The sequence below is a fragment of the Stagnimonas sp. FW305-C-60 genome (assembly GCF_058782965.1).
In genome coordinates this window covers 765,843-789,735 of the sequence record NZ_JBYSYF010000002.1, presented here as the reverse complement: position 1 = coordinate 789,735, position 23,893 = coordinate 765,843, and the positions used below count along the sequence as shown (strand labels likewise).

At 66.7% G+C, this 23,893-nt stretch carries 16 protein-coding genes and 1 riboswitch; of the genes, 8 read left to right on the top strand and 8 right to left on the bottom strand.

The window, feature by feature from the left end; genetic code table 11:
- Positions 1 to 12: 12 nt before the first annotated feature.
- Genes AC3WT6_RS10540 through AC3WT6_RS10520 form a run of 5 tightly spaced genes read right to left on the bottom strand, consistent with a single transcriptional unit; the run spans position 13 to position 10,818 of the window.
- The gene (locus AC3WT6_RS10540; RefSeq protein ID WP_492653532.1) at positions 13 to 1,200 is read right to left on the bottom strand and encodes a glycosyltransferase; all 1,188 of its coding nucleotides are present in this window, start codon (positions 1,198 to 1,200) and stop codon (positions 13 to 15) included.
- Between the two features lie 5 nt (positions 1,201 to 1,205).
- The gene (locus AC3WT6_RS10535; protein ID WP_492653531.1) at positions 1,206 to 1,970 is read right to left on the bottom strand and encodes a SapC family protein; all 765 of its coding nucleotides are present in this window, start codon (positions 1,968 to 1,970) and stop codon (positions 1,206 to 1,208) included.
- Between the two features lie 6 nt (positions 1,971 to 1,976).
- A complete protein-coding gene (locus AC3WT6_RS10530; RefSeq protein ID WP_492653530.1) occupies positions 1,977 to 2,780 on the bottom strand; it encodes a FecR family protein in 804 nt (267 codons plus the stop codon).
- A 16-nt stretch (positions 2,781 to 2,796) separates the two neighbouring features.
- Positions 2,797 to 9,189 (bottom strand): two-partner secretion domain-containing protein, encoded by a 6,393-nt coding sequence (locus AC3WT6_RS10525; RefSeq protein WP_492653529.1) that lies wholly within the window; start codon positions 9,187 to 9,189, stop codon positions 2,797 to 2,799.
- A 12-nt stretch (positions 9,190 to 9,201) separates the two neighbouring features.
- Complete coding sequence (locus AC3WT6_RS10520) at positions 9,202 to 10,818, bottom strand: ShlB/FhaC/HecB family hemolysin secretion/activation protein (protein ID WP_492653528.1); 1,617 nt, start codon at positions 10,816 to 10,818, stop codon at positions 9,202 to 9,204.
- A 215-nt stretch (positions 10,819 to 11,033) separates the two neighbouring features.
- A riboswitch (glycine riboswitch) is annotated at positions 11,034 to 11,123 on the top strand.
- A 99-nt stretch (positions 11,124 to 11,222) separates the two neighbouring features.
- Between AC3WT6_RS10520 and gcvT the strand changes: the two genes are divergently transcribed.
- From gcvT to AC3WT6_RS10480, 8 genes are read left to right on the top strand one after another with little or no spacing between them, the layout of a single operon-like run.
- A complete protein-coding gene (gcvT, locus tag AC3WT6_RS10515; protein WP_492653527.1) occupies positions 11,223 to 12,305 on the top strand; it encodes a glycine cleavage system aminomethyltransferase GcvT in 1,083 nt (360 codons plus the stop codon).
- Between the two features lie 53 nt (positions 12,306 to 12,358).
- Positions 12,359 to 12,748, top strand: coding sequence for a glycine cleavage system protein GcvH (gene gcvH / locus AC3WT6_RS10510; protein WP_492653526.1), 390 nt, complete (start codon positions 12,359 to 12,361; stop codon positions 12,746 to 12,748).
- A 41-nt stretch (positions 12,749 to 12,789) separates the two neighbouring features.
- Positions 12,790 to 14,151, top strand: coding sequence for an aminomethyl-transferring glycine dehydrogenase subunit GcvPA (gene gcvPA / locus AC3WT6_RS10505; protein WP_492653525.1), 1,362 nt, complete (start codon positions 12,790 to 12,792; stop codon positions 14,149 to 14,151).
- 15 nt (positions 14,152 to 14,166) lie between these two features.
- Entirely contained in the window at positions 14,167 to 14,667 is a 501-nt protein-coding gene (tpx, locus tag AC3WT6_RS10500) for a thiol peroxidase (RefSeq protein WP_492653524.1), read from the top strand.
- An 8-nt stretch (positions 14,668 to 14,675) separates the two neighbouring features.
- Complete coding sequence (gene gcvPB, locus AC3WT6_RS10495; protein WP_492653523.1) at positions 14,676 to 16,130, top strand: aminomethyl-transferring glycine dehydrogenase subunit GcvPB; 1,455 nt, start codon at positions 14,676 to 14,678, stop codon at positions 16,128 to 16,130.
- Positions 16,130 to 16,489, top strand: coding sequence for a diacylglycerol kinase (locus tag AC3WT6_RS10490; protein ID WP_492653522.1), 360 nt, complete (start codon positions 16,130 to 16,132; stop codon positions 16,487 to 16,489). The genes gcvPB and AC3WT6_RS10490 overlap by 1 nt, the downstream gene beginning before the upstream one ends.
- A 19-nt stretch (positions 16,490 to 16,508) precedes the next feature.
- A complete protein-coding gene (locus AC3WT6_RS10485; RefSeq protein WP_492653521.1) occupies positions 16,509 to 17,444 on the top strand; it encodes a carbohydrate kinase family protein in 936 nt (311 codons plus the stop codon).
- A 24-nt stretch (positions 17,445 to 17,468) separates the two neighbouring features.
- Complete coding sequence (locus AC3WT6_RS10480; RefSeq protein ID WP_492653520.1) at positions 17,469 to 18,269, top strand: DUF547 domain-containing protein; 801 nt, start codon at positions 17,469 to 17,471, stop codon at positions 18,267 to 18,269.
- A gap of 15 nt (positions 18,270 to 18,284) precedes the next feature.
- Here AC3WT6_RS10480 and AC3WT6_RS10475 read toward each other — a convergent pair whose 3' ends face one another.
- From AC3WT6_RS10475 to nuoM, 3 genes are all read right to left on the bottom strand, one after another.
- Positions 18,285 to 20,723 carry a penicillin acylase family protein gene (locus AC3WT6_RS10475; protein ID WP_492653519.1) on the bottom strand — a complete coding sequence of 813 codons (2,439 nt, stop codon included), beginning with the start codon at positions 20,721 to 20,723 and terminating at the stop codon, positions 18,285 to 18,287.
- A 145-nt stretch (positions 20,724 to 20,868) separates the two neighbouring features.
- Positions 20,869 to 22,320: an NADH-quinone oxidoreductase subunit NuoN gene (gene nuoN / locus AC3WT6_RS10470; protein ID WP_492653518.1), complete on the bottom strand. Its 1,452-nt coding sequence runs from the start codon at positions 22,318 to 22,320 to the stop codon at positions 20,869 to 20,871.
- Between the two features lie 11 nt (positions 22,321 to 22,331).
- On the bottom strand, positions 22,332 to 23,882 hold the full coding sequence (gene nuoM, locus AC3WT6_RS10465) for an NADH-quinone oxidoreductase subunit M (protein ID WP_492653833.1): 1,551 nt from the start codon (positions 23,880 to 23,882) through the stop codon (positions 22,332 to 22,334).
- Between the last annotated feature and the right edge of the window lie 11 nt (positions 23,883 to 23,893).

The window sequence follows — 23,893 nt, the reverse complement described above, 5'->3', positions numbered from 1 at the left end:
GGTCGTCCCAGCCTAGAACCGCGGCAACCAGTCGTCCGCCCAATCTTCGAGAATGCGGCTGCGGTCCTGCGCGGCGTGACGCTGCGCGAAAGCTTCAGCCGCGCCGCGCAAGGCGCGGTCTTCCAGCAGGCGTTGCAGGGCTCCGGCATGGTCCTGGCCGGCGCTCTGCGGCAATAACAGGGCCGCACCCAGGGCCTCTGCCCGCCGCGCCACCAGCTGGCGTTCGACATTGGTGGGGATCAAGAGGCAGGGCTTGCCGGCCAGCAGCATCTCCGCGGTGCTGCCGTGCGGCGCGTAGCCGACATAGGCGTCGCAGTCGGCCGCCACCTGACGCAGGTGCGCCGGGCTGCTCGACACCACCAGACCGGGCCGCAGATAGGCCTTGAGCCGTGCCGGGTCGAGATCGCCGATATGCACCAGCACCTGCGCCTTGAGATTTTTGAGTGCCAGCAGCAGTTCGTGCAGGCCGGGGAAGGGACGCAGATAGGCGAACACGCGCTGCTCCGGACGTGGCCCCCAGCGCACCGGCAGGCCCTGCGAGAAATCCGGCTGGCCCAGATAGGGAATGCTGCGCGGCAGCGCGTAGTGGTCGAGTTCCGGATAGCTGAGCAGGGCCGGGTGGGCGCGGCGGAACAGGCTGGCGAGATCGGGGCAGGGGGCTGCCCCCAGGCCGGCCAGGGCCTGGTTGAGCACGCCCAGCACCACCGCCTCGTTGCCGGCCAGCTGCTCGGGGCTCAAGGCCTTTTCGGGGAAATACGGCGGCAGCGGAGTCTGCGCCGGCGGCAGCACGAAGCCGGTGCCCATGGCGGCGGTCGGCAGGCCCAGGCTGGCGGCGGCGGTCAGCGCGGTCGGCGCGTGGACGGCGACCATGGCATCGATGGACAAGCCCTGGATCAGCGTCCGCCAGGCCTGTAGCCGGCCGAGCAGACCGGCCGTCGTGTCGAAACCGCAGTTGTGCAGCAGGCTGGCGTAACTGGCCTGCACCCTGAGCGGGCGCAAGGGCTGGCCGAGCAAGAGCGGCGCTTGCAGTAGCCCGTGGCTTTCCGCGGCTAGGGCGGTGTGGGCGGATTGCAGATCGCGCAATGCCAGATAGACCCGGTGGCCGCGCTGGCGCAGGGCGGCGGCGAGCAGCCGCATCGGCATCAGATGGCCGAGGCCGGCGCCCAGCTCCCAGGCCAGCAGGATGCGGCGGGCGGACACGAACCTCAGCCCGCCGCCGCGTCGTCGGCGTCTTGCTCCAGGGCGTAGTCCATCAGCCGCGCGAAGTTCTCCAGCGACAGCAGATGGGCGTAGATGGCGCGCAGTTCGTTCTTGCGCATCAGGGTGCGCAGGTCGCGGCCGGGCAGCGCTTGCAGGCGCTCCTCGTCAACCCGGAACAGGCCCTGCAGGCGCATGCGCTGGCCCTGGCGCGGCAGCGCCAGCGCGTCGAAGGGGGTCAGCAAGCCCAGCGCCTCGATGCGCCGGCACAGCACCCGCGTCTGCAGGCGCGCGCCTTCGATGGCTTCCAGCAGGCGCTGGGTCTGTTGCCAGGCCTCGGAGGGGCTGCCGTCGGCGGCGAACAAGGGAGTGCCGCCACGCGCCAGCTTTTCCTCTTCGACGCAGACCAGGCGCTGTGGCGGACCTTCCTTCTGCGCGATCTCGGCGATGCAGAAGGGATGGCGGCGCACGGTGGCCGGCACATAGCAGTGGCGGCGCCACTGGCCCTTACGGTCGACGAACAGGTTCTGGCGGCTGCGCAGGCCCAGCACCGCCACCGGGGCGTACTCGCCGCTGTCCTCGTCGCGGACAAAGGCGATGGGGTAGTCGGCGGCGGCCTTGGCGAATTCGGGCGCGTTGAGATGCACGGCATTGAGCTGCGCACACCAGTGGAAATTGCTCGCGACGGGCAAGCCAAAAGCGGCGTGCCGCTGGCGGTCCAGCGCGACGAGCTTGCCGTATCCCGGCGGCGCCAGGAATTGCAGAGCGGCCATGAGCCTTTATTCGGTGCCGCAGGATTCCGGATTGAGATCCTGGTCGTTCTGCTCGGTGCTTGGCGGCTCGTCGGTCTCGATGATGCTGCCGTCTTCGCCGATCAGGCGGGTGGAGCCCGGAGACTGCAGACCTTCGCTGGTCAGGGTCTTGAGGGAAATCTGGCCTTCTTCCACGGTGGTGACCAGGATGGTTTCTCCGGCCCGGGCGCCACGACCGGCGGCACGCAGCTTGGCGAGGATCTCGTCGCGGTCGCTGCATTCACCCTGGCACAGCCGTGCGCCATAGCGGGTGCCACGGATACCGATGGTGGCGACCGGCGTGCTGACTCGGTAGTCGTCGCGGTTGACCTTGCCGATCAGGCCGCTGACGGCGCGGAAGCCGCCCTTGAGCAGGCGGAAGAAGGCGCGCGAACCCTCGCCACCGCCGGCACTCTGCGCGGTGACCAGCGGAGCGGTGCCGGCGGCGGTCTCGGTCTTGGCCGGGGCGCCGGTGGCAGGCTTGGCGGCCGCCGCGCTTGCCGGGGTGCTGTAGTGATAGCTCTCGATGGCGAAGCGGGTGGAAGGGCGCAGCAGGAAGAACGCGCCGTCGGCGAAGCGCAGGTTCACATAGCTGCCGGGGCCGGAGTTGATCAGCTCGCCGGAGTAGACCGGGTCTTCCTTGGCCAGCTTGCGGACGTTGCCGTCGGCGCCGACCACGGTGGCCTTGCCGGTGAGCATCACCACTTTCGCCGCTGCGTCGGCCGCCAGCACCTGCGAGGCGGAGACCAGCGCCAGTGCCGCGGCGAGTATCCAGTTGCGCATAGAGGTCATGGTCTGTTCCCGGTGATCAGATGGCGTCGCACTGCTGCTGGGTGTCGCTGCTGTCGTCACTGCTGACGGTGCCGTGGCCGGGCAGACCGCGATCCGGATGCAGCAGATTGCCTGGGCCCTCGTCGTCTCCGCCGTCGGCAGGACCGGGCGAGAAATCGGAACTGACCAGCACCAGATCTTTGGCGGAAGCGTTCTGGATGTCTTCCGGCACCTGACCGCCGTCGATCACCACGACCCGGCCATTGGTGCTGATTTTCTCCACGCCGGATACCTGACCTTCGGTGAGGAAGATGTAGTTGGTATCGGTGCCGGCGCTCAGCGCCTTGTCGGCCGGCACCTGATTGTGGTCGAGCAGGAAAATATCACCGACGTAGTCGGCGCCACCGATGGCCAGCGTGCGGGCAAAGCGGGCAAAGCTGAGGTCGCTGATCCCCAGCGGCGCCTGATCGTCGGAGGGGACGATCTGGAGGAACAGATCGGCCGCGCCGCGCACATCGCCCCTAAAAGTGAAGTCGCTGGAGTCGAGCAGCAGGTAGTGCGCGGAGCCGCCAATCTCACCGATCGCGAGCAGCTGCGAGGCGATGAAGCTGGCATTCGGGTGGGTGGTCGATGGCTGCAGATCAAGAGCGTCGTCAGGCAGGGCGGCGAACAGTCCGTTGTCGTCGCCGAACGGCGCCGCGCCGGTGCCGAAGTTAAAGCTCGCCAGCCCGAAGTCGAGAATGGCGCCGCGCGCGCCGAAGCCATTGGCACTGATCTGGACCGCGCTGGGCGTGGTCACCGAATCGGCTTCGATGCGCACGATGTTGCCTTCGATGCTGCCGCCGTCGAGGGTGATCAGGCCGGTACCGCCAAGCAGGTTGATGTCGCCGCCGGCGAGCTGGGCATTGCGCAGCGTCAGGCCGGCACCCTGGAGGCTGATGCTGCCGGTAGGGAGCGTCGCCAGGGCCTTGCTGGTGCCTTCGATCATCGTGCCCAGAATCTCGACGGCGGAGTCTTCGACGCTTACCGCGCCTTTTCCGACTAGCTGGATGTTGCGGCCACGCAGCAGACTGCCGTTACTGAGCGCGACGCTGCCGCCGGAGGAGGAGAGGTTCAGTGCACCGCCGCTGAAAATCTGGGCGCCGTCCAGCTTCAGCAGACCAGTGCTGCCGACGGTAACGCTGCCGGCGTCCAGGGAACTGGCCGTGCTGAGAGTCACGGTCTTGCCGGTCAGGCTGAGACTGTTGGCTCGCAGATCCGAGCCGGAGGTGACAGTGAGCGCATTGTTGCTGGTCACGCTCAGGCTGCCGACCGCCTCGACGAAGGCATTACTGAGCTGGACCGAGCTGCCACTCAAGGTCGCGGTGCCGGCGCTGGCAAGGCTGGAGCCGGTGAGGTTCAGCGCGTTTACGGCGGCGAGAACAAGGCTGCCGGCGGAAAGCTCACCGGCACCCAGGTTCAGCGTCATACCCTCGAGCCGTGCTTCGCCGGTGGCCGACAGGTCGTAGCCGGCGAGGTTGATGGTGGCCGCAGACAGGTGCAGGCCACCAGCCGAATTGATGCTCAACAGGTCGCTGCTGCTGATGCTGCCGGCCTCGATCGAGACGCCACCAGGGCCGGCGTTGATGCTGAGAGCTTCCGGATTGCTGAAGCTACCGTCGGTGAGGAGCGTGACGCTGGCGCCGGTTAGATTGCCGCTGAGACTGAGATCGCCACTGTTGTGCAGCGTCAACGTTCCGGTGGAAACGACGCTGCCCAGGCTCAAGGCATTGTAGGCGGTGGCGCGGAAGTTGCCGCCGGCTTCGAAATTGCCCTGGCCGGCCTCGATCAGGCTGCCAATCAGGGTGATGTCGCCACCGCTCTGGGTGCGGACCAGGAAGCCGCAGTTGGCGATATCGGTGTAACAGGTTCGGGAGCTGGAGTTCAGCAGGTCCGACAGCGTGCCGCTGCTGTCCGTGGGGCTGTCCAGCAGCACCGGATTGCCGCTATTACCGTTGTCATGGTGCGAGAACGGGTGCTCGAACTGCTCCACCAGATCGCGCATCGACTGCCGGATGGTGCCGCTGCTGCCGGCGTCGAACTGCACATCCCCGTCGGCCAAGAGGTTGAGGCCGCCGAGGTCGACCTCGGTGCTGCCGATCACCGTCAGGCTGCCGGAGCCGGAGCCACCGGCGACGATGCGTACCGGGTTGCCGTCGGCGGTGCCGAGACGGATGGCTGCCAGGCCGAGATCGACATTCACCGCCTCGGCGGTGGTGGTGGGGTCGTTGGATTCGACATGGCCGGTGGCGGCGTCGATGCGGACATCGCCGGTGATCACCGCGTCGGCGGAATCGATCAACAGCCCGGCGATAAAGGTGCCGCGGATGTCGATGCCATCGCCGATGCGCAGGGACTGCGCGCTGACCTGCATACCCGAGCGACCACCGATCAGGACACTGCTGGCCGAGGCCAGTGCCGGCGGCGTCGAGCCGAAGGCGCCGACGAAGCTGACGTCCTCGCGGAAGTAGCCCGGGCTGCTGCCATCGGGGCGCCCGTCCAGGTTGACGCCGCCCGTGATCGTGGCGCTGGCGAAATCGTTGATGCCGACCTCGGCGTTCAGACCGCTGAGGTTCAAATCGCCATTGATCAGCAGGCTGTCGACACCTTCGAAGTTGAGGCCGGCGAGGCCGGCCGTCGCCGCCATGACGCCGCCCTGGGAGGTGTTTACTGCGAGGTTGCCGCTGACCTGGCGGCGCACCTGGTAGGTGTAGACCTCGCTGGTCACCGGATCGGTGACGCTGTAGTACTCCGGTTGCACCTCGATGTAGTAGCCGTAGTCGTAAGCGATGCCTTGCTCGCCAAAGACCTCGCCCCGGCTGGCGCTGACCGACACACTGTCGCCGCGGCCGGCGGTGCCCAGGCTGATCTGGTTGGCCCAGAGATCGCCGCCGGCATTGCCGACGCCATGGATGCTGAGATCGCCGGCAATGCTCAGGCTGCCGGCGGCGGCGTCATTCAGATAGCCGCCATAGCTGGGATTCTGCGGGTCGTAGGGGACGAATTCGCCACCCACCACGCGAAAGCCGGCGGAGCCCCAGTGCAGATAGGGGCTGGGGCTGCTGTCGTCGAACTGCGTCACCACCGGCGCGTCGATCAGCGAGGGCCGGAGGAAGAGGCCATAGCTGTCGAAGCTGCGGCCGCCGTAGGCGTAGTCGTAGTAGTCGCCATCGACGACATAGCCCAGGCCTTCGACCTCCACCGAGCCGCGCACCAACTGGTTGCCGACCATCGCGTCGGCGACCCGGATGCTGCCGCCATTGGCGGCCTGCAAGCTCAGACCGGCTTCGCGTCCGCCCACCCGCACCTGACCCCGGTACAGCTGGCTGTCGTGCTCAGGCGCGGCGCTGCTGCTGGTGATGAATTCCGCCTGCGCCTGGGAGATGTTGTCCTGATAGACGACCTGGCCGGTGCTGTCGGTGATGGTGTGGCTGGCCTCGTCCAGATAGCCCGGCTCGGTCTTGACGCCGATGTGGCTCTGCACCAGCACCGAGTAGCCAAAGGACGCCGAGGCGGTATCGCTGTCGGTGCCGATCTCCAGGCTGCCGGCGGAAATGCGTGCCAGGGCATTGGGGCCCTGCACATTCAGGTAGCCGAGGCTGACGTTGAAATCTGGCGAGGCCAGGTCGGTGCTATAGCCGTTGCCGGCCAGCGTTTGGGTGTTGTAGTTGACGAACTCGCCAATGTCGACGGTGGCATTGCCAAGCAGGATGGTTTCGGTGAGCGGATTGCTGCAATCGCAGCTCAGGCTTTCGTCACGATGGTATTGGGCGACGAAGGAATACACAGTCAGCCCGCCGGACAGGTTGACCGAACCGGTGCCGCGGATCAGCGCGTGCGCATCGCCATAGCCATAAACCTCGACCTTGCCGAGGCTGACCGTGCCGGCGGTGGAATGCGAGCCGGGGTTGATCAGCAGCTGCGCCGAGCCGGCGGAGAGCGTTTCATCGCCGCCGTAGCTGGCGTAGAGCAGCGGCGTGTAGCTCTCCACCCGCACGTCGCCGATGGTGATGTCGCCATCGGCGGCGAGCAGGGCGGAGGCCGCTGGCTGGTAGCTCAGCGGGTTGGAGACCAGCCGGGGGGGGGCCTCGCGGTCGGTCTTGGTCGCCGCGCGCACATGCACCGAGCCGACCGAGATATTGCCGGCCACGGTCTCGTAGCTGTCGGTCTGCGGGTTGTAGACCGTCCCTTGATAGGCGTCCGCGTAGAGAGCAGCGCCGCCGTATTCGGAAAACGCCACCAGGCTGCCGGCGATGTCGATGCTGCCGGCCTCGGCGCTGAGATCGAGGCTGACGTCGTTGTAGATGCTGCTGACGACAAGATTGCCGCTGCTGCTGATCGAGTCGCCGTAGATGCTGACGTAGTCGTGGCCGGTCACCACGTCGCCATAGCCGCTGTTGGCGCCCAGCTGCACCTTGCCGTCGGCGCCGATGTCGATGCCGCCGCCGGCATGCAGCTGATCAACGACCACATTGCCGGTGGCGCTGCCGCCGTAGCTGTCTTCGTTGGCGTAGAGGTCGATATAGCCGGCGGCGGTGTAGTCACCGGCACCGCTGATATCGCCAGCCCGGGCGTAGACGTCGATCTCGGCCGCGCTGTCGAGCAGGCCGGCCAGTTCCAGCGAGGCGCCGGCGAGGTAGATGCCGCTGGTGGTGGAGCGCAGCGTTCTGGCTGCGGCCAGCGAGACGCTGCCGACCGCGTCGACATGAATGCTGGAGGCGGTGAGATCGCCCAGACTGATGTTGCCGCCAGCCATCAGATTGGCGGCGCCACCGGAGCCTAGGTCAATCGAGCTGCCGAGGCTGATGCCGCCGCCGGCATTGAGGTTCAGGTTGAGGCTGTCGCTGCCGGCGGTGCTGTCGAAAATCTGCTGGTTCAGGAAAATGCCGCCAGCGGCATCGAGCGTGAGCGTGCCGTTGCCGGTGCCGTTGTAGTCCAGCGCGGTGAGCAGGCGGATGTCGCCGGCCTGACTGCCGCTGCCGCCGGTGCTGACCGTCACACTGGCGCCGCCGCTGAGGGCGCTGGTGATCAGGTTGACGCCAAGCTGGGCGCTATCGCCATTTGCTACGAAAGGATTGCTGCTGCTGATGCCGCCGTAGCCGTTGCCGGCGACGATGTCGATGTCCTCAGGGTCGATCAACCAATGACCGCCGGTGTCGCCAGCCAGTTCCGGCACCTGGGTCACAGTGAGCAGGCCGGCGCTGGAGGTTTCCACGAAGCCGCCATCGCCGCCCTGGGCGCCGCCGCGCGCCGACAGCAGGCCGGCCAGCACCGAGTGATCCTGCGAATAGGCGGCGATGCGGCCGCCATCGCCCAGCACGGTGGCATCGGCGCGCACGGTGGCGGCTTCGGCCACATACAGGCGCTCGGCCTGGACCAAGCCTTCACCACCCTCAATGCCGCCGCCCATGCGGATTTCGCCGCCACCCTGAGCGCCAGAGGCGTCGATTAGGCCGGCTTCGATACGGATGTCACGGTCGCCCAGCACCTGGATGCTGCCGCCAGTACCGCTGGCGCTGCTGGCGTCGAGCGTGCCGGTGTTGACGACATTGCCGCCGGCACCGACCAGTACGATCTCGCCGTTTTCCTCGGCAACACCGGTGGCGCGGATCAGGCCGCTGTTGTTGACCACGTCACGCACCAGTCCGCGCGCGACCTCGGCCGACATCAGTACACGACCGCCATCGGCCAGCAGCTGGCCGCTGTTGGCGACCCCGGCGGCCTGCGAGAGCGCGGCGCCATCGACGTGGTAATTGATCAGGCCGTCGCCGGCCAGATCCAGGGTCATTGCCGAGCCGGAGGCCAGCACGATATCGCCCAGGCGGGCCTGGATCAGGCCGCTGTTGCGGGCGCTGTCACCGGCGAGCACCACGAAGCCACCGTCAGCGGCGCTGATCTGACCCTGGTTGACCACGCCGGCGCCGCTGCCATTGCCGGCCAGTACATAGCGGCCACTCATGAAGTCGGCATCGGCGATGTCCAGCGTGCTGGCGACCAGGCCGGCGACATCCACCCGGCTGCCGGCGCCAAACATCACGCCCTGGGTATTGATCAGGAACACCCGGCCGTTGGCCGAGATGTTGCCGAGGATCTCGCTGGGGCTGCCGCCGACAATGCGGTTGAGGATGGCCGCCGACGCCGAGGGCTGGATGAACTGCACCAGCTCCTGACCACCGACATTGAACTGTTGCCAGTTGACCACCGCGTTCTGGCTGCTCTGCTGCACCAGGGTGGTGAGGGGATCGGGCTGGCCGATGCTCACCTGACCGGCGATCACTGTGCCCCCGGTGGGGCCGGCCAGCGCCAGGGCGGGCGTCAGCATCGGCGCCAGCGCCAGCCAACGGCGATACACCAGCGGCGCGCGCAGCGGATTGAGACGGAGCTTGGTCATGCGGGTGTCTCCTTAAAACTGGACCGCAAGCGTGCCGTAGACACGGCCGCTGTCCTTGCCATCGCTGACCGGGGTGTCGTCCCTGGGCGTGGCGTAGTCGAGCTTGAGGCTGACGCGGTCAACCACCGCATCGGCGCCGACGCCGACGCTGGCGAGGGTGACTTCCGGGGTGCTGCCGGTGGGGTCGCGCGAGCGCACCCGGCCGGCGTCCACGAACACCCGCGGGGTCAGCACCAGCTTGCCGAAGTTATAGGGCCGCCGCAGGGTCAGCGAGCCGAGATAGCCCCAGTCGCCGCGTGCCTCGGAAGGCGCATGACCACGGATCGTGGTCGGCCCGCCGATGGAGAGCTGCTGGGTGTCCGGCAGCGGGTCGGGCGAGTAGACGAACAGGCCATGCGCCACCAGCTGGATCTGCTTGGCGATGGGCTGGATGTGCTGGGCGTCCAGCTCCAGGCGGATGCGCTGGGAATTGCGGTCGGTGGCGTCGGCCTTCTGGAAGTTGCTGCCCAGGTTGCCGACCACTTGCGACACCGCGCCACTGCGGTAGACATGGGTGTAGACGCTGCCCAGTTCCAGCAGCGTGAGTTCGGTGGCGCGCAGCGGGATGCCGGAAAAATCGGTGTCGGCCTTGGTGTCGGAGACTGCGGCGCTGACGCTCAGCTGATCGCCGCCGCCGCGCAGGACCGGGAGTTCCAGCTCCACCCGGCTGTTGCGGTTGCTGCCGGCCACGCCCTGGAAGCCGCCGCCCAGCTCGAACTTGGCATAGCCATAGCTGAACTTCAGGCGGCTGCCCTGCCAGCCGGTGGGCAGCGAGTAGCCGACCAGGCCGTATTCCAGCAGGTCGTCGGAGGAGCGCAGGCCCAGCAGGCTGAGCTGGTCGCCGACCCGCAGCGGGTTGTTCAGGTCCACTTGCACGCCGACGCGGGTCTCGCCGGCGGTGTCGCGGCCACTGTTGTCGACAAACAGGGAGCCCTGGTAGGGGGTCTCCTTGCCCTGCACCACGATATCGGTGCTGCCATAGGACTCACCGGGACGCAGTACCGCCCTGGCGTCCAGGCCGGGCAGGGCGTCGATATTGCGCAGGCCTTCCTCGAAGGCGGCGCCACGGTAGACCCGGCCGGCGGTGCCGGCGACATAGACATCGAGATCGCCAGGGCGATAGCCCTTCAGGCCCTCGTAGACGACCTTGTCGACACGGCCTTCGAGCACCTCCAGCTTGACCACGCCCTCGCTGATTTTCTGCGCCGGCAGCTGTGCCGAGGCCAGGGTGTAGCCGGCCTCGACGTAGTGGGCGGTGATGCGGTCGGCGGCCTCGTAGAGCTGGATCAGGCTCACAGGCTTGCCGGTGTAGTCGGCGACCAGGGCGGCCAGCTGGGCATCGGTAAACAGGCTGTTGCCGCTGAATTCGAAGCGCTGCACGGTGAGCGTCTTGCTCTCGGCGCCAGGCGGCGGCTCCTGGCGCGGCGGCGCTACCGGCGAGGCCAGCGGCGCGGGCGGCTGCAGCTCCGGCGGACGCTTGAGGGTGTCCGAGATCGCGCCCGCGGTCAGCGGGTCGGCGGCTTGGGCGATGGTTCCTAACAGGCTGATGGGGACCAGTAGCGGTGCCCAGACGCGTAAAGCGACTCCCATGCTTTTTCTCCTCGAGTGCGCTGGCATCATGCAGCGTCTATCCCAAGAATTACTATAGCCCACATAGGTGAGTCGTCCATCGGGCATCCGTGACCCAAGGCACGTCCCGGCATCGAAGGTGCAAATCCGCCCCGGCCAGGGATGGCCGGGTTCTGGGGGGGGGGCAGTTCAATTTGCTGAAGTCTCGCCACGGACGGCCAGGGCGAATACACTTCACCTCGCAGACGAGAGAGACCGGCCCCGGGCCGGCACCGAAGGCGCAAATCCGCCCGGAATCGCTCAGGTAAAAGGATCGTCCGCAAACAACACTCTGGAGAGAGCCGCCGCCGTGGTGGCCACCGAAGGCGCGCCAACGCTCAGGTAAAAGGACAGAGGGGCGGCGTATCAACCTCCAGGACGCCGCCATGCTCAACAAAACCGCCTTGCATCAAGCCCACCAGCAGCTGGGCGCCCGCCTGGTCGACTTCGCCGGCTGGGAAATGCCCATCCAGTACGCTTCCCAACTCGACGAGCACCATGCGGTGCGGCAGTCGGCCGGTATGTTCGATGTCGCCCACATGCTGGCCATCGACCTGCGCGGCGCGCGGGTGCGCGAATTCCTGCGCCGGCTGCTCGCCAACGACGTCGCCAAGCTCAGCCTGCCCGGCAAGGCCCTGTACAGCTGCATGCTGCGCGAAGACGCCGGCATCATTGACGACCTCATCGCCTACTTCCTGAGCGAGGACTGGTTCCGGCTGGTGGTGAATGCCGGCACCGCCGACAAAGACCTGGCCTGGATTCGCCAGCACGCCGCCGCCTACGAAGTCGAGGTGCTACCGCGCCGCGATCTCGGCATCCTCGCCGTGCAGGGGCCGCAGGCGCGTGCTGCCGTGCTCAAGCAGCTGCCCGCCAGCCTGGCCGCGCAGGCCCAGGCGCTGGTGGTGTTCCAGGCCGCCCACGAGGCTGAGCTGTTCGTCGGTCGCACTGGCTACACCGGCGAAGACGGCTTTGAGCTGATCCTGCCCCATGCCGAGCTGGTCGCGCTCTGGCAGAAGCTGCTGGCCGACGGCGTCAAGCCGGCCGGCCTCGGCGCCCGCGACACCCTGCGCCTGGAGGCGGGCATGAACCTCTACGGGCAGGACATGGACGAGTCCAAGCATCCGCTGGAGTCCGGTCTGGGCTGGACCATTGCCTGGGAGCCGGACGACCGCGACTTCATCGGCCGCCAGGCGCTGGCGGCGCTGCGCGGCAAGTCCGCCCACAAGTTCGTGGCCCTGGTGCTGGAAGGCCGCGGCGTGGTGCGCGCACATATGAAGGTCCGCTATGCCAATGGCGCTCTCGGCGAGACCACCAGCGGCGGCTTTTCGCCGACCATGAAGGCCTCCATCGCCATGGCGCGGGTGGAGTCGGCGGCGGAAGGCGCGGTCGAAGTGGAGATCCGCGGTGCCTGGGTTCCGGCCCGGGTGGTGAAGCCGCCATTCGTCCGCAATGGCAAGGTGCTGGTCTAGCTGCGGTCAGGTCCGCGATTCAATTTTTCTGGTTTTCTTCTGGAGATTTTCCAATGAGCAACATCCCGGCTGAACTCAAATACGCCAAGTCCCACGAGTGGGTGAAGCTACTGGCCGACGGCACCGCCGTCGTCGGCATTACCGACCACGCCCAGCACGCGCTCGGCGACCTGGTGTTCGTCGAGACCCCGAAGGTCGGCCGCAAGCTGGCGGCGGGCGAGTCCTGCGCGGTGGTGGAATCGGTGAAGGCGGCCTCTGACGTGTACGCGCCGATTGCCGGCGAAGTCATCGACACCAATGTCGTGCTGGCCAATGCGCCGGAAACCCTCAACACCGATCCCTACGAGGCCGGCTGGATGTGGAAGCAGACGGTGACCAATGCCGGTGAGTTGGAAGTTCTGCTCGACGCCGCCGGTTACGAGAAGGTCATCGCCGCGCTCTAGTCGCGCGGCGTCTCAGCCATCCCTCATTTTGTAGAGCGCCCATGCCGTTCATCCCTCATACCGACACCGACGTCAAAGACATGCTGGCCGCCATCGGCGCCCCCAGCATCGACGCGCTGTTTGGCGAAATCCCGCCCGAGCTGCAATGCCAGGGTCTCACCCAGGTGCCGGAAGGCCTGTCCGAGATGGCGGTCAGCCAGCTGATGCGCGGCCGCGCCGCGGAAGACCGCATGGCGCTCAACTTCATCGGCGCCGGTGCCTACGAACACCATATCCCGGCGGCGGTCTGGGAGATCACCACCCGCGGCGAGTTTTACTCGGCCTACACTCCGTACCAGGCCGAGGCCAGCCAGGGCACGCTGACGGTGCTCTACGAGTACCAGACGATGATGACCGAGCTGACCGGCATGGAGGTGTCCAACGCCTCTATGTACGACGGCGCCTCGGCGCTGGCGGAGGCGCTGCTGATGGCGGTGCGCTGCAACAGCGCCAACCCCAGCGGCAAGGTGCTGATGCCCAAGGCGCTGCATCCTTATTACGGCGAGGTGGTGAACAGCATCACCCACGCCCAGGGCATCCGTCAGGCGGCCGTCGACTACGACGCCAAGACTGGCAAGACCAGCCTGGAAGCGCTGAAGGCCTACGAGGGCGTCAAGCCGACGGCGGTGGTGATCGCCCAACCCAATTTCTTCGGCGTGCTGGAAGACGTTGATGCCCTTACCGACTGGGCGCATGCTCAGGGCGCGCTGGTGGTGGCCCTGGTCAACCCGACCTCGCTGGCGCTGCTCAAGCCGCCTTCGGAGTGGGGCGCCAAGGGCGCCGACATCGTCTGCGGCGACGGCCAGCCGCTGGGTGCGCCGCTCGCCTCGGGTGGCCCCTATTACGGCTTCCTCACTTGCAAGATGCCCTATGTGCGGCAGATGCCGGGCCGCATCATCGGCCGCACGGTGGATCTCGACGGCAAGCCCGGTTTCACGCTCACCCTGCAAGCGCGCGAGCAGCACATCCGCCGCAGCAAGGCGACCTCCAACATCTGCACCAACCAGGGCCTCTTGGTCACCGCTTCGACCATCTACATGTCGCTGCTGGGGCCGGACGGTCTCGCCAAGGTGGCGTCGGCGAGCATGGCCAACACCCAGGCGCTGCTGGCCAAGCTGACCCAGATCCCCGGCGTCAGCCGCGTGTTCGACGCCCCGGTATTCCATGAGGCGGTGATCCGCCTGCCCAAGCCGGTGGCGCCGGTGTTGGAGGCCCTGGCCCAGGAGGGCGTGCTCGGCGGCTTTGATCTTGGTCGGCACAATCCCGAGTTGGGTAATGCCCTCTTGGTCTGCGCCACCGAAACCAAGACCGAGGCGCAGCTGGATCGCTATGCCGATGCCCTGCGCCGCATACTCGCGGCCTAACCCTGGAGCGCCACGATGGCAACCGTCACCCTGCAAGGTCACCCCCTCACCACCAGTGGCGAGCTGCCGGCAGTTGGCAGTGAGGCGCCGGGCTTTAGGCTGGTAGGCGTCGGTCTCAAGGACCAGAGCCTGCACGACTTCGCCGGCAAGAAGAAGCTGCTGAACATCTTCCCGTCGGTGGATACCGGCACCTGTGCGATGTCGGTGCGCCAGTTCAACCAGAAGGCGGCGGCGCTGAGCAACACGGTGGTGCTGTGCATTTCCGCCGACCTGCCGTTTGCCCAGAAGCGTTTCTGCGGCGCCGAGGGCATCAGCAATGTGGTGATGCTGTCGCTGATGCGCGGTCGCAACTTCGCCAAGGACTACGGCCTGCTGCTGGAAAACGGCCCCTTGGCCGGCCTCACCGCCCGTGCGGTGGTGGTGCTCGGTGAAGACAACCGGGTGATCTACACCGAGCTGGTCCCGGAGATCGCCAATGAACCCAATTACCAAGCCGCGCTGCAAGCGCTTGCCTGAGAGTCACCATGGATAAGCTGATTTTCGAAGTTTCCCGCGCCGGCCGTTCCGCCGACGCCCAGCACCCGCAAGTCGCGGTCAATCTCGCCGCGGTGCCCGAGGCCTTGCGCCGCCGGACCAAGCCCAAGCTGCCGGAGGTCTCCGAGCTGCAGGCGGTGCGTCATTACACCCGGCTCTCCAGGCTGAACTTCAGCATCGACACGCACTTCTACCCGCTGGGCAGCTGCACCATGAAGTACAACCCGCGTGCCTGCAACACGCTGGCGATGCTGCCGGAGTTCCTGGCGCGCCATCCGCTGGCGCCGGAGTCGCACTCGCAGGGCTTCCTCGCCTGCATGTACGAGCTGCAGGAAATCCTCAAGGACGTCACCGGCATGGCCGGCGTCTCGCTCACCCCCATGGCCGGCGCCCAGGGCGAGTTCGCCGGCGTGGCGATGATCCGCGCCTACCACCAGGCCCGCAACGACCTGGAGCGCACCGAGATTTTGGTGCCCGACGCCGCCCACGGCACCAATCCGGCGACCGCCGTGCAATGCGGCTGCACGGTGCGCGAGATCCCCACCAATGCCGAGGGCGATGTCGATCTGGAGGCGCTCAAGGCCGCGGTCGGCCCGAAGACCGCCGGCATCATGCTCACCAACCCGTCCACCCTGGGCGTGTTCGAGCGCAACATCAAGAAGATCGCCGAGATCGTGCATGAAGCCGGTGGCCTGCTGTACTACGACGGCGCCAACCTCAACGCCATCCTCGGCAAGGTGCGGCCGGGCGACATGGGCTTCGACGTGATCCACATGAACCTGCACAAGACCTTCTCGACGCCGCACGGCGGCGGCGGTCCGGGTGCCGGCGCGGTGGGCGTGTCGCAACGCCTGCTGCCGTTCATGCCGATCCCGGTCGTGGGCAAGCAGGGGGACGCCTATCGTTGGCTCGATGAGCGCGACTTGCCGCAGACCATTGGCCGCCTCTCGGCGTTCATGGGCAATGCCGGCGTGCTGATGCGCGCCTACATCTACGCGCGCCTGTTGGGCCGCGAGGGCATGCACCGGGTCGGCGAGTACGCCACGCTCAATGCCAACTACCTGATGGCGAGATTGCGCGATGCCGGCTTCGATCTGGCCTTCCCCAGCCGCCGTGCCTCGCACGAGTTCATCATCACCCTGAAGCGCCAGAAGAAGGAGATCGAGCTGACCGCCACCGACGTCGCCAAGCGCTTGCTCGACTACGGCTATCACGCGCCGACGGTGTACTTCCCGCTGCTGGTGCCGGAGTGCCTGCTGATCGAGCCGACCGAGACCGAGGACAAGGAAACCCTCGACAACTTCGTCGACGCCCTGGTGAAGATCTGGGACGAGGCCAAGGCCGACATCCAGAAAGTGAAGGGCGCGCCCTACACCATGCCGGTGCGTCGTCTCGACGATGTGCGCGCGGTGCGCCAGCTGGACGTGCGCTACCAGGCCGCCTGATGGCCGACGGCATCAAGGGCTGGGCACGCCTGGTGCGCGCCACCCGGGTTTCCTACTGGGGCCTGGGTTGGGCGCTGCGGGAAGAAGAGGCGTTTCGCATCGAGGCTCTGATCGCGCTGTTGCTGGCGCCGCTCGCAATCTGGCTCGGCGACAACGGCCTCGAACGTGCCGCCCTGCTGTTCAGTCTGGTCTTCGTGCTGATCGTCGAGTTGCTCAATACCGCGGTGGAAGTGGTGGTGGACCGCATCGGCACCGAGCGCCACCCGCTTTCCGGGCGCGCCAAGGACTTGGGTTCCGCCGCGGTGCACTTATCCTTGCTGCAGGTTCCTCTGGTCTGGGGCCTGATCCTTTTCAGCTGATCATTACGAGAACAATTTCATGTCCGCCCTCATCACCGGTTCCTTCGCCTACGACACCATCATGGTGTTCTCCGGCCAGTTCAAGAACGAAATCCTGCCCGACAAGGTGCACATGCTGAATGTGTCCTTCCTGGTGCCCAAGCTGCGTCGCGAGTTCGGCGGCTGCGCCGGCAACATCGGCTACAACCTGGCTCTCTTGGGTGGCAAGGCCTTGCCGATGGGCACGGTCGGCCACGATTTCGGCCCCTATGCCGCCTGGATGGACAAGCACGGCGTCAGCCGCGCCTACGTCAAGGAACTGCCGGACAACTACACCGCGCAGGCCTATATCACCACCGACCTCGACGACAACCAGATCACCGCCTTCCACCCGGGTGCGATGAACGAGGCGCATGTGCAGCCGGTGCCCACCGATGCCGGCGTGAAGATCGGCACGGTCTCGCCGGACGGCCGCGAGGGCATGATCCAGCACGCCAGGCAGTTCGCCGAGGCCGGCATCCCCTTCCTGTTCGATCCCGGCCAGGGTTTGCCGATGTTCAGCGGTGAAGATTTGAAGAGCTTCATCGAGCAGGCCAGCTACATGGCGGTCAACGACTACGAGGCCGAGCTGGTGATGGCGCGTACCGGCTGGACGCTGGAACAGATCGCCGATCGCCTCGATGCGCTGATCGTCACCCGTGGCGCCAAGGGCGCGCACATCTATGCCGGTGACAAGACCCACGAGATTCCGGTGGCCCACGCCGAGTCCCTGGCCGACCCCACCGGTTGCGGCGATGCCTTCCGTGGCGGCCTGCTCTACGGCCTGGAGCGGGGAATGGACTGGGAGACCGCCGGCCGCATCGGCTCGCTGTTGGGCGCCTACAACATCGAGCGGCCTGGCACCCAGAACCACCACTTCTCGGTGGCGAAGTTCAAGGCGCGCTTCCAGAAGGAATTCCGCTACAGCTACGACTAAGGCCGCGAGGCCGGGGGAGGTTCCATGCGCCTGGCCTGGCTCGCACTAGTCATCTCGGCGGCCTTGCTTTGGACGCCTCGCAGCGAGGCGCTGGACGCTCGCTACAGCGTCTATGCCGGCCTGCTGCAGAGGCATGTGGAATGGACCCGCCAGGGTCAGGCCAGCGCGGTGGACTACGCCGGCCTAAAGGCCGAGCGCAGCCGCCTGCAGGCGGTGCTGGCGGAGTTCTCCGCGGTCTCCCGTGCCGAGTTCGACGGCTGGAGCGAGCGCCAGCAGCAGGCCTTCCTGATCAATGCCTACAACGCGTTTACCCTGGAACTGGTGCTGGGGCGCTACCCGGCGCTGAAGTCGATCAAGGATCTCGGCGGGCTGTTCAGCTCACCCTGGAAGCAGAAGTTCTTCCGCCTGCTGGGCGAGGAGCGAACGCTGGACTGGATCGAGCACGAGATGCTCCGGCCGCGCTACCAGGACCCGCGCATCCACTTCGCGATCAACTGCGCCTCGGTGGGCTGCCCGGCGCTGCGGCCCGAGCCTTACCGCGCCGAGATGCTGGAAGCGCAACTCGACGACGGCCAGCGCCGGTTTCTCGGCGACCGCAGCCGCAACCGTTTTGATGCCGCCAGCGGCGTGCTCAGGCTGTCACCGATCTTCAAGTGGTTTGAAGAGGATTTCGCCCTCAAGGGAGGCGGCAGCCTGCGCGGCTGGCTGGGTGCTCGCGCCAATCAGCTCGCCGAGGGCGAGCCTGCCCGCGCGCGCTTGCGTACGGCTGAGTTCCGCATCGAATTCGGCGACTACGACTGGTCGCTCAACGCCTTGCGACGTTGAGCGAGACCACAGGCGCTACTCGCTCAGCCGGTAACGCTCGATACGGTCGGCCTCGATCTCCGCCGGCTTGTACGGCAGCCGGTGCCAGCGCTTGGCCGAGTATTCGCGCGTGTAATCGCTGAAATGCGGATTGGCCGGATCGGTGGACTGCGAGTAGGTGATGAAGCCCTCGGCCAGCGCACCCTGGCTGTTCCAGGTGACGGTCTGGATGTAGCTGTTGCCATAGGCCACGTCATAGCCCTGGTCGGTGAGCGCATCGCTGGAGGCGATGGTGAAGGCGCCCTCGAAGAAGTCGCCGCCGAACACCGGGATGTCGCGCAGGATGCAGCAGGGGTGCTGCACGGTGCCCAGTGGCGCGTCGTAGGCGTAGCCGCTGGCCTTGACCGCCGCCACGCCGGTGCTGAAGGCTGTCTTCACCGCCTGCTGGCTGGTGTTGAGGTCGCGTGGGGTGTTGACCGGATCGTCGGCCGAGAACGCGACCCGCCAGAAGTTGCCGCCGCGATCGGCGCCGGCGGTGAGCGCGCGGAAGAATTCGCGCCAGACGTGCGCGCCCACGGAGTCGTGATTGGCGCTGCCATCCCACTGCGCCAGCGCCGCGCAGGCCGCGGCCTCATCGCCGCTGGCGCTGGGGCAGATCTCGGCGAGCACATTGGCCAGCCCGTACTCGGCGGTCTTGATCTTGGCCGATAGCGTCACCTGCTGCAGCAGGGGCAGGGTGAACTTGGGCGCGCCCAGGCCGTCGCTGCCGTCCAAGCGGCGCTGCATCTGGGTGATCGCCTGCTGGGTGCGGTAGGAGCGGGCGGTCGCCTCGTCGCCGATGATGCGGGCGTAGCCGGTGATGGGCTCGGCCGGATTGGTCAGCCAGTAGCTGTCGTTGTTGTTGGCCACCCAGTCGTCGCGCAGCAGCTTGGGGTGGTTGCCGGGGCCGAAGATGCCCGGCACCGGCGAATCGGCGTCGCTGTCCCACTCGCAGTTGCCGCGCGAACCGTCGAGCACCGGCACGCCGGGCACCAGCAGCTGCACCACCTGGTGGATGGGCAGCGCCTGGCAGAGCGTGATCTTGCTGTCCGGCACGTTCGGCACCACGCTCAGATCGCCGTAGTAGGCCTTTCCGCCGGGGCCGGTGGCGACGGTGTTGACCCAGGGGATGCCCATGATCTCGCCGTGCAGGCGGATGAACTCGTCCAGCGAGCCGGCCATGTTCCAGCTCGCGAACTGGTTGATCAGGCGGTCGTTCTCGGCGTTGGCGTCGCGGATGGTATAGGCCTTCAGCGGCGTCCAGCCGAGCACCGGGATGCCGCTCGCCTCCAGCACCAGCATCGGCCCGTAGTGCGAGCGGTAGAGCGTGCGGGTTTCGGTGGAGAGCGAGCCGTCGGCTTCCTTGACCTGGATCTCGATGGGCACCTGTTCGATGTCGCGGAAGACGCCGTCGTAGAGGTACTGCATGGGGTTGAGCGGATTCAGCGTCAGCTCGTAGAGGCCGAAGTGGTAGGCGGCGGTGACCGTGTGGCTCCAGGCGAAATGGTCGTTGAAGCCGATCAGGATCGCCGGCACGCCGTACAGCGAGGCGCCCATGGTGTCGATCTTGCCGGGCAGCTCCAGATGCGAGAGGTAGAGCCGCTCGGAACCGGTCCAGGGGAAGTGCGGATTGCCAAACAGGATGCTGGAACCGTCCTGGGTGGCGTCCTTGCCCAGCGCATACATATTGCTGCCGAAGCGCTTGCCGCGCAGTTCGGTGAAGTAGCGGAACGGACCAGGGTCGGCCTTCAGCGCCGCCTGCTTCTGCGCCGGGGTCGGCTCCTTGGACTTGGCGCCACTCGCGGTCGGGAGGCTGCCGGCGCCCAGCGACAGCAGCGGCTTGGCATTGGCGATCTCCTTGATGAACACCGAGGAGGAAGCGATCAGCGCCAGCCGGTAGTAGCGCCGGTACATGTCGTCGGCACTGATCTCGAACAGCCAGTCGGCTGAAGCGCAGGCGGCGTGGCGGCCGGGATGGGCACCGGCCTTCAACTCGCGGATGTAGCGGTTGTAGCCGTCGGCGAAGCCCTGGGTGACTTCCTTGAAGCTGGGCAGGGTGGTGTTGCGCGTGGGCGTGATCGCCTCGTCGCTGGCGGCGAACTTCCAGAAGTAGTCGCTATCGAGATTGTTGGCGGTGACGCCATTCGGGACGATGGTGTAGCTGCCGTCGCGGCCGAAGTACTTGGCGCGCTCGCCGCGGATGGTGACCAGATCCTCCTGCAGCACGCAGAGGTTGTCCTCGGCGAAGGCGTAGCCATAGCCATAGCCGAGGCTGCCGAAGCTCGTGGCCTTGATGTGCGGGATGCCGAGACTGGTGCGGGTGACGGTGACCTCGTACTTGTTGCCGGCGACAGCCTCGCTTGGCGACTCGGAACGGCCACAGGCGGCCAGCAGTATGGAAACCAGCAGCAGGCCGGCGGCCTTGGGCTGAAGCATGAAGCTCTCCTCGGTATGTAGTTATTTGTCGCTGTCGCGCAGGCTAGCGCAGCGAGGCGCCAGGGACCAGATGGCGCCGGTCTTGTCCACAAAAAAGCCCGCCCTGCTTCGGGGCAGGGCGGGCTTGGTTTGACTCTGACGTGGTCTAGCGCAGCGCCAGCGTCGAGGCGCGGATCAGGCTCAGGAAGGGCTCTGGGTAGACGCCGATCACCAGCACCAGGGCCATCGCCGCCATCAGCATGGCGCCGCCGGAATGCTGCACCCAGTTCAGCGGTTCGCTGACCCGCTCCCGCACCGGGATCGGCTGGAACATCATGATCATCACCCGCAGGTAGTAGTACAGACCGATGGCGCTGCCGGCGACTACCGCGCCCATCAGCAGCCATTGCTTGGTATCGACACCCACCGAGATCAGATAGAACTTGCCGACGAAGCCGGCGGTGAGCGGGATGCCAGCCAGCGACAGCAGCATCGTGGTCATGATCGAGGACAGGTAGGGACGCTTCCAGAACAGGCCGCGCAGCTGCTCGATGTGTTCGACATCGCGGTCCTTCATCGGGCTCGACACCAGGGTCATCACGCCGAACACGCCGAGTGCGGTGACGATGTAGGTGAGCAGGAAGATGCCGGCCGCCTCGGTGGCGCGGCCCCCGGAGACCACCAGCGCCACCAGCAGGTAGCCGAACTGGGCGATGGAGGAGTAGGCGAGGATGCGCTTGACGTTGTCCTGGCGCAGCGCCAGCAGATTGCCGACCACCATCGAGGCCACCGCCACCCAGGTCAGGGCCTGCAGCGCCAGCGGGTGCCGGAACAGGCCGACGTTGACGAACAGGCGGTAGACCACCACGAACATCGCCGCCTTCGACACCGTGGCGAGGAAGGCCGATACTGGCGCCGGTGCCGCCTCGTAGACGTCCGAGGTCCACAGATGGAAGGGCACGGCCGAGAGCTTGAATGCGACGCCGGAGAGAATCATCGCCGCGCCGGCGAGCAGGATGCCGGGACGGCCGGCGGCGAGCTTGCCGGCGATCTCGGCAAAGCCCAGGGCGCCGGTCTCGGCGTAGAGCAGGGCGATGCCGAACAGCATGAAGGCCGAGGCCGCGCCCGACAGCACCAGGTACTTCATGCCGCCTTCCAGCGCGCGGCTGTCGCGCACCGGGTAGGCGACCATGGCGTAGAGCGGGATCGACAGCAGTTCCAGGCCGATGAAGAAGCTGGCGAAGTGGCGCGAGCAGGCCATCACCAAGGCGCCCAGCGTGGCCATGGCCAGCAGCAGGTAGAGCTCTTCCCGGTTGCCGGCGTAGCCTTCGAAGTAGGCATGGCAGAGCGTCAGCACGCCCAGCGCGGTGACCAGCAGCAGGCCCATGTAATAGATCGCGTAGCCGTCGACGATCAGCAGCGGCGTCAGCTCGATCGGCTGGCCGTTGGCGGCGAGCAGCACCGGAGCCAGCGAGAACAGCGCCAGGTTGAGGCCGACCATGGTCATCGCCGCCACCAGGCGGTGGTGGCGCTTGAAGGCGATGGTCAGCATTACCGCCACGGTGGTAAACGTGGCGAGGATCAGGGGCAGCAGCGCCGTGAGTTGTTGGGTGGTCATGGCGTGGTTCATCACCGGGCGGGGACGGACAGGACCGCGGTGGCGGCCGCCGACTGGTATTGGAGTTCCACCGTCTTCATCGCCGTGGCGGAGGTGTTGAGCACCGGCTGCGGATACAGGCCCATGCCCAGCAGCAGGGCCATCAACAGACCCATCATCGCCAGCTCGCGCTTGGAGAGATCCTGAAGATGGGCGCCATAGCCGTCTTCCCTGGGCTTACCGTGGAAGGCCTTCTGCACCAGGATCAGCGAGTACACCGCCGCCAGGATCAGGCCGCTGGCCGACAGGATGGCGAACAGCGGCGCCACCTTGAAGCTGCCGGCCAGGATCAGGAACTCGCCGACGAAGTTGCCCAGGCCCGGCAGGCCCAGCGAGGCGGCGCTGAAGAACAGCATGATCGGCGGCAGATAGGGGAAGCGCGCCCACAGGCCGCCCATCTTGGTCAGATCGCGGGTGTGCAGGCGCTCGTAGATTTCACCGCAGAGGATGAACAGCGCTCCGGCCGAGAGGCCGTGGGCGATCATCTGGATCACCACGCCCTGCAGCGCCTCGGTGGTGCCGGCGTAGATGCCCAGCACCACGAAGCCCATGTGGCTGATCGAGGTGTAGGCGATCAGCCGCTTGATGTCGGTCTGGCTGAAGGCCACCACCGCGCCGTAGATGATGCCTAGCACCGCGAACGACATCGCCACCGGTGCAAAGTCGTGCGAGGCCTGGGGGAAGAAGGGGATGCCGAAGCGCAGCAGGCCGTAGGCGGCGGTCTTCAGCAGGATGCCGGCCAGATCCACCGAGCCGGCGGTGGGCGCCATGCCGTGGGCGTCCGGCAGCCAGGTGTGGAAGGGCACGATGGGCATCTTCACCGCGAAGGCGATGAAGAAGCCCAGCATCAGCCACCAGGCGATCTTGGGATCGAGCCCCTGGGCGGTGCTCAGAAGATCCATGTAGCCGAAGCTCCACACGCCGGTGCCCTGATGGTGCAGGAACACCAAGGCCAGGATCGCCAGCAGCATGATCAGGCCGGAGAACTGGGTGAAGATGAAGAACTTGGTCGCGGCATAGATGCGGCTCTTGCCGCCCGGCATGCTGTGACCCCAGAGCGCGATGAGGAAATACATCGGCACCAGCATCATTTCCCAGAAGAAGAAGAACAGGAACAGGTCCAGCGCCAGGAACACGCCGACCACGCCCGCCAGATTCCACATCAGGTTGAGGTGGAAGAAGCCGACGTAGCGGTCGATCTCACGCCAGGAGCAGCCAATCGCCATCACGCCCAAGAGGTTGGTGAGGATCACCAGCAGCAGCGAGAGCCCGTCGAGGCCCAAGTGGAAGCTGATGCCGAAGCTGGGTATCCACTCCGCCTTGTATTCCAGCGCCCACTGCGGCGTGGTGCTGGGCGTGCTCAGCGTGTAGTCGCCGGTGAACCACAGCCAGAGCGAGATGCCCAGCACGGTGAGCATTGTGATCAGCGCGATCCAGCGCGGCAGGGTGCGCGAGTAGCGCTCCACCTGCCAGCTCAGCCAGCCGCCGAGGAAGGGGAGGAACAGCAACCAGACCAGAATGATGGAGTTCGTCA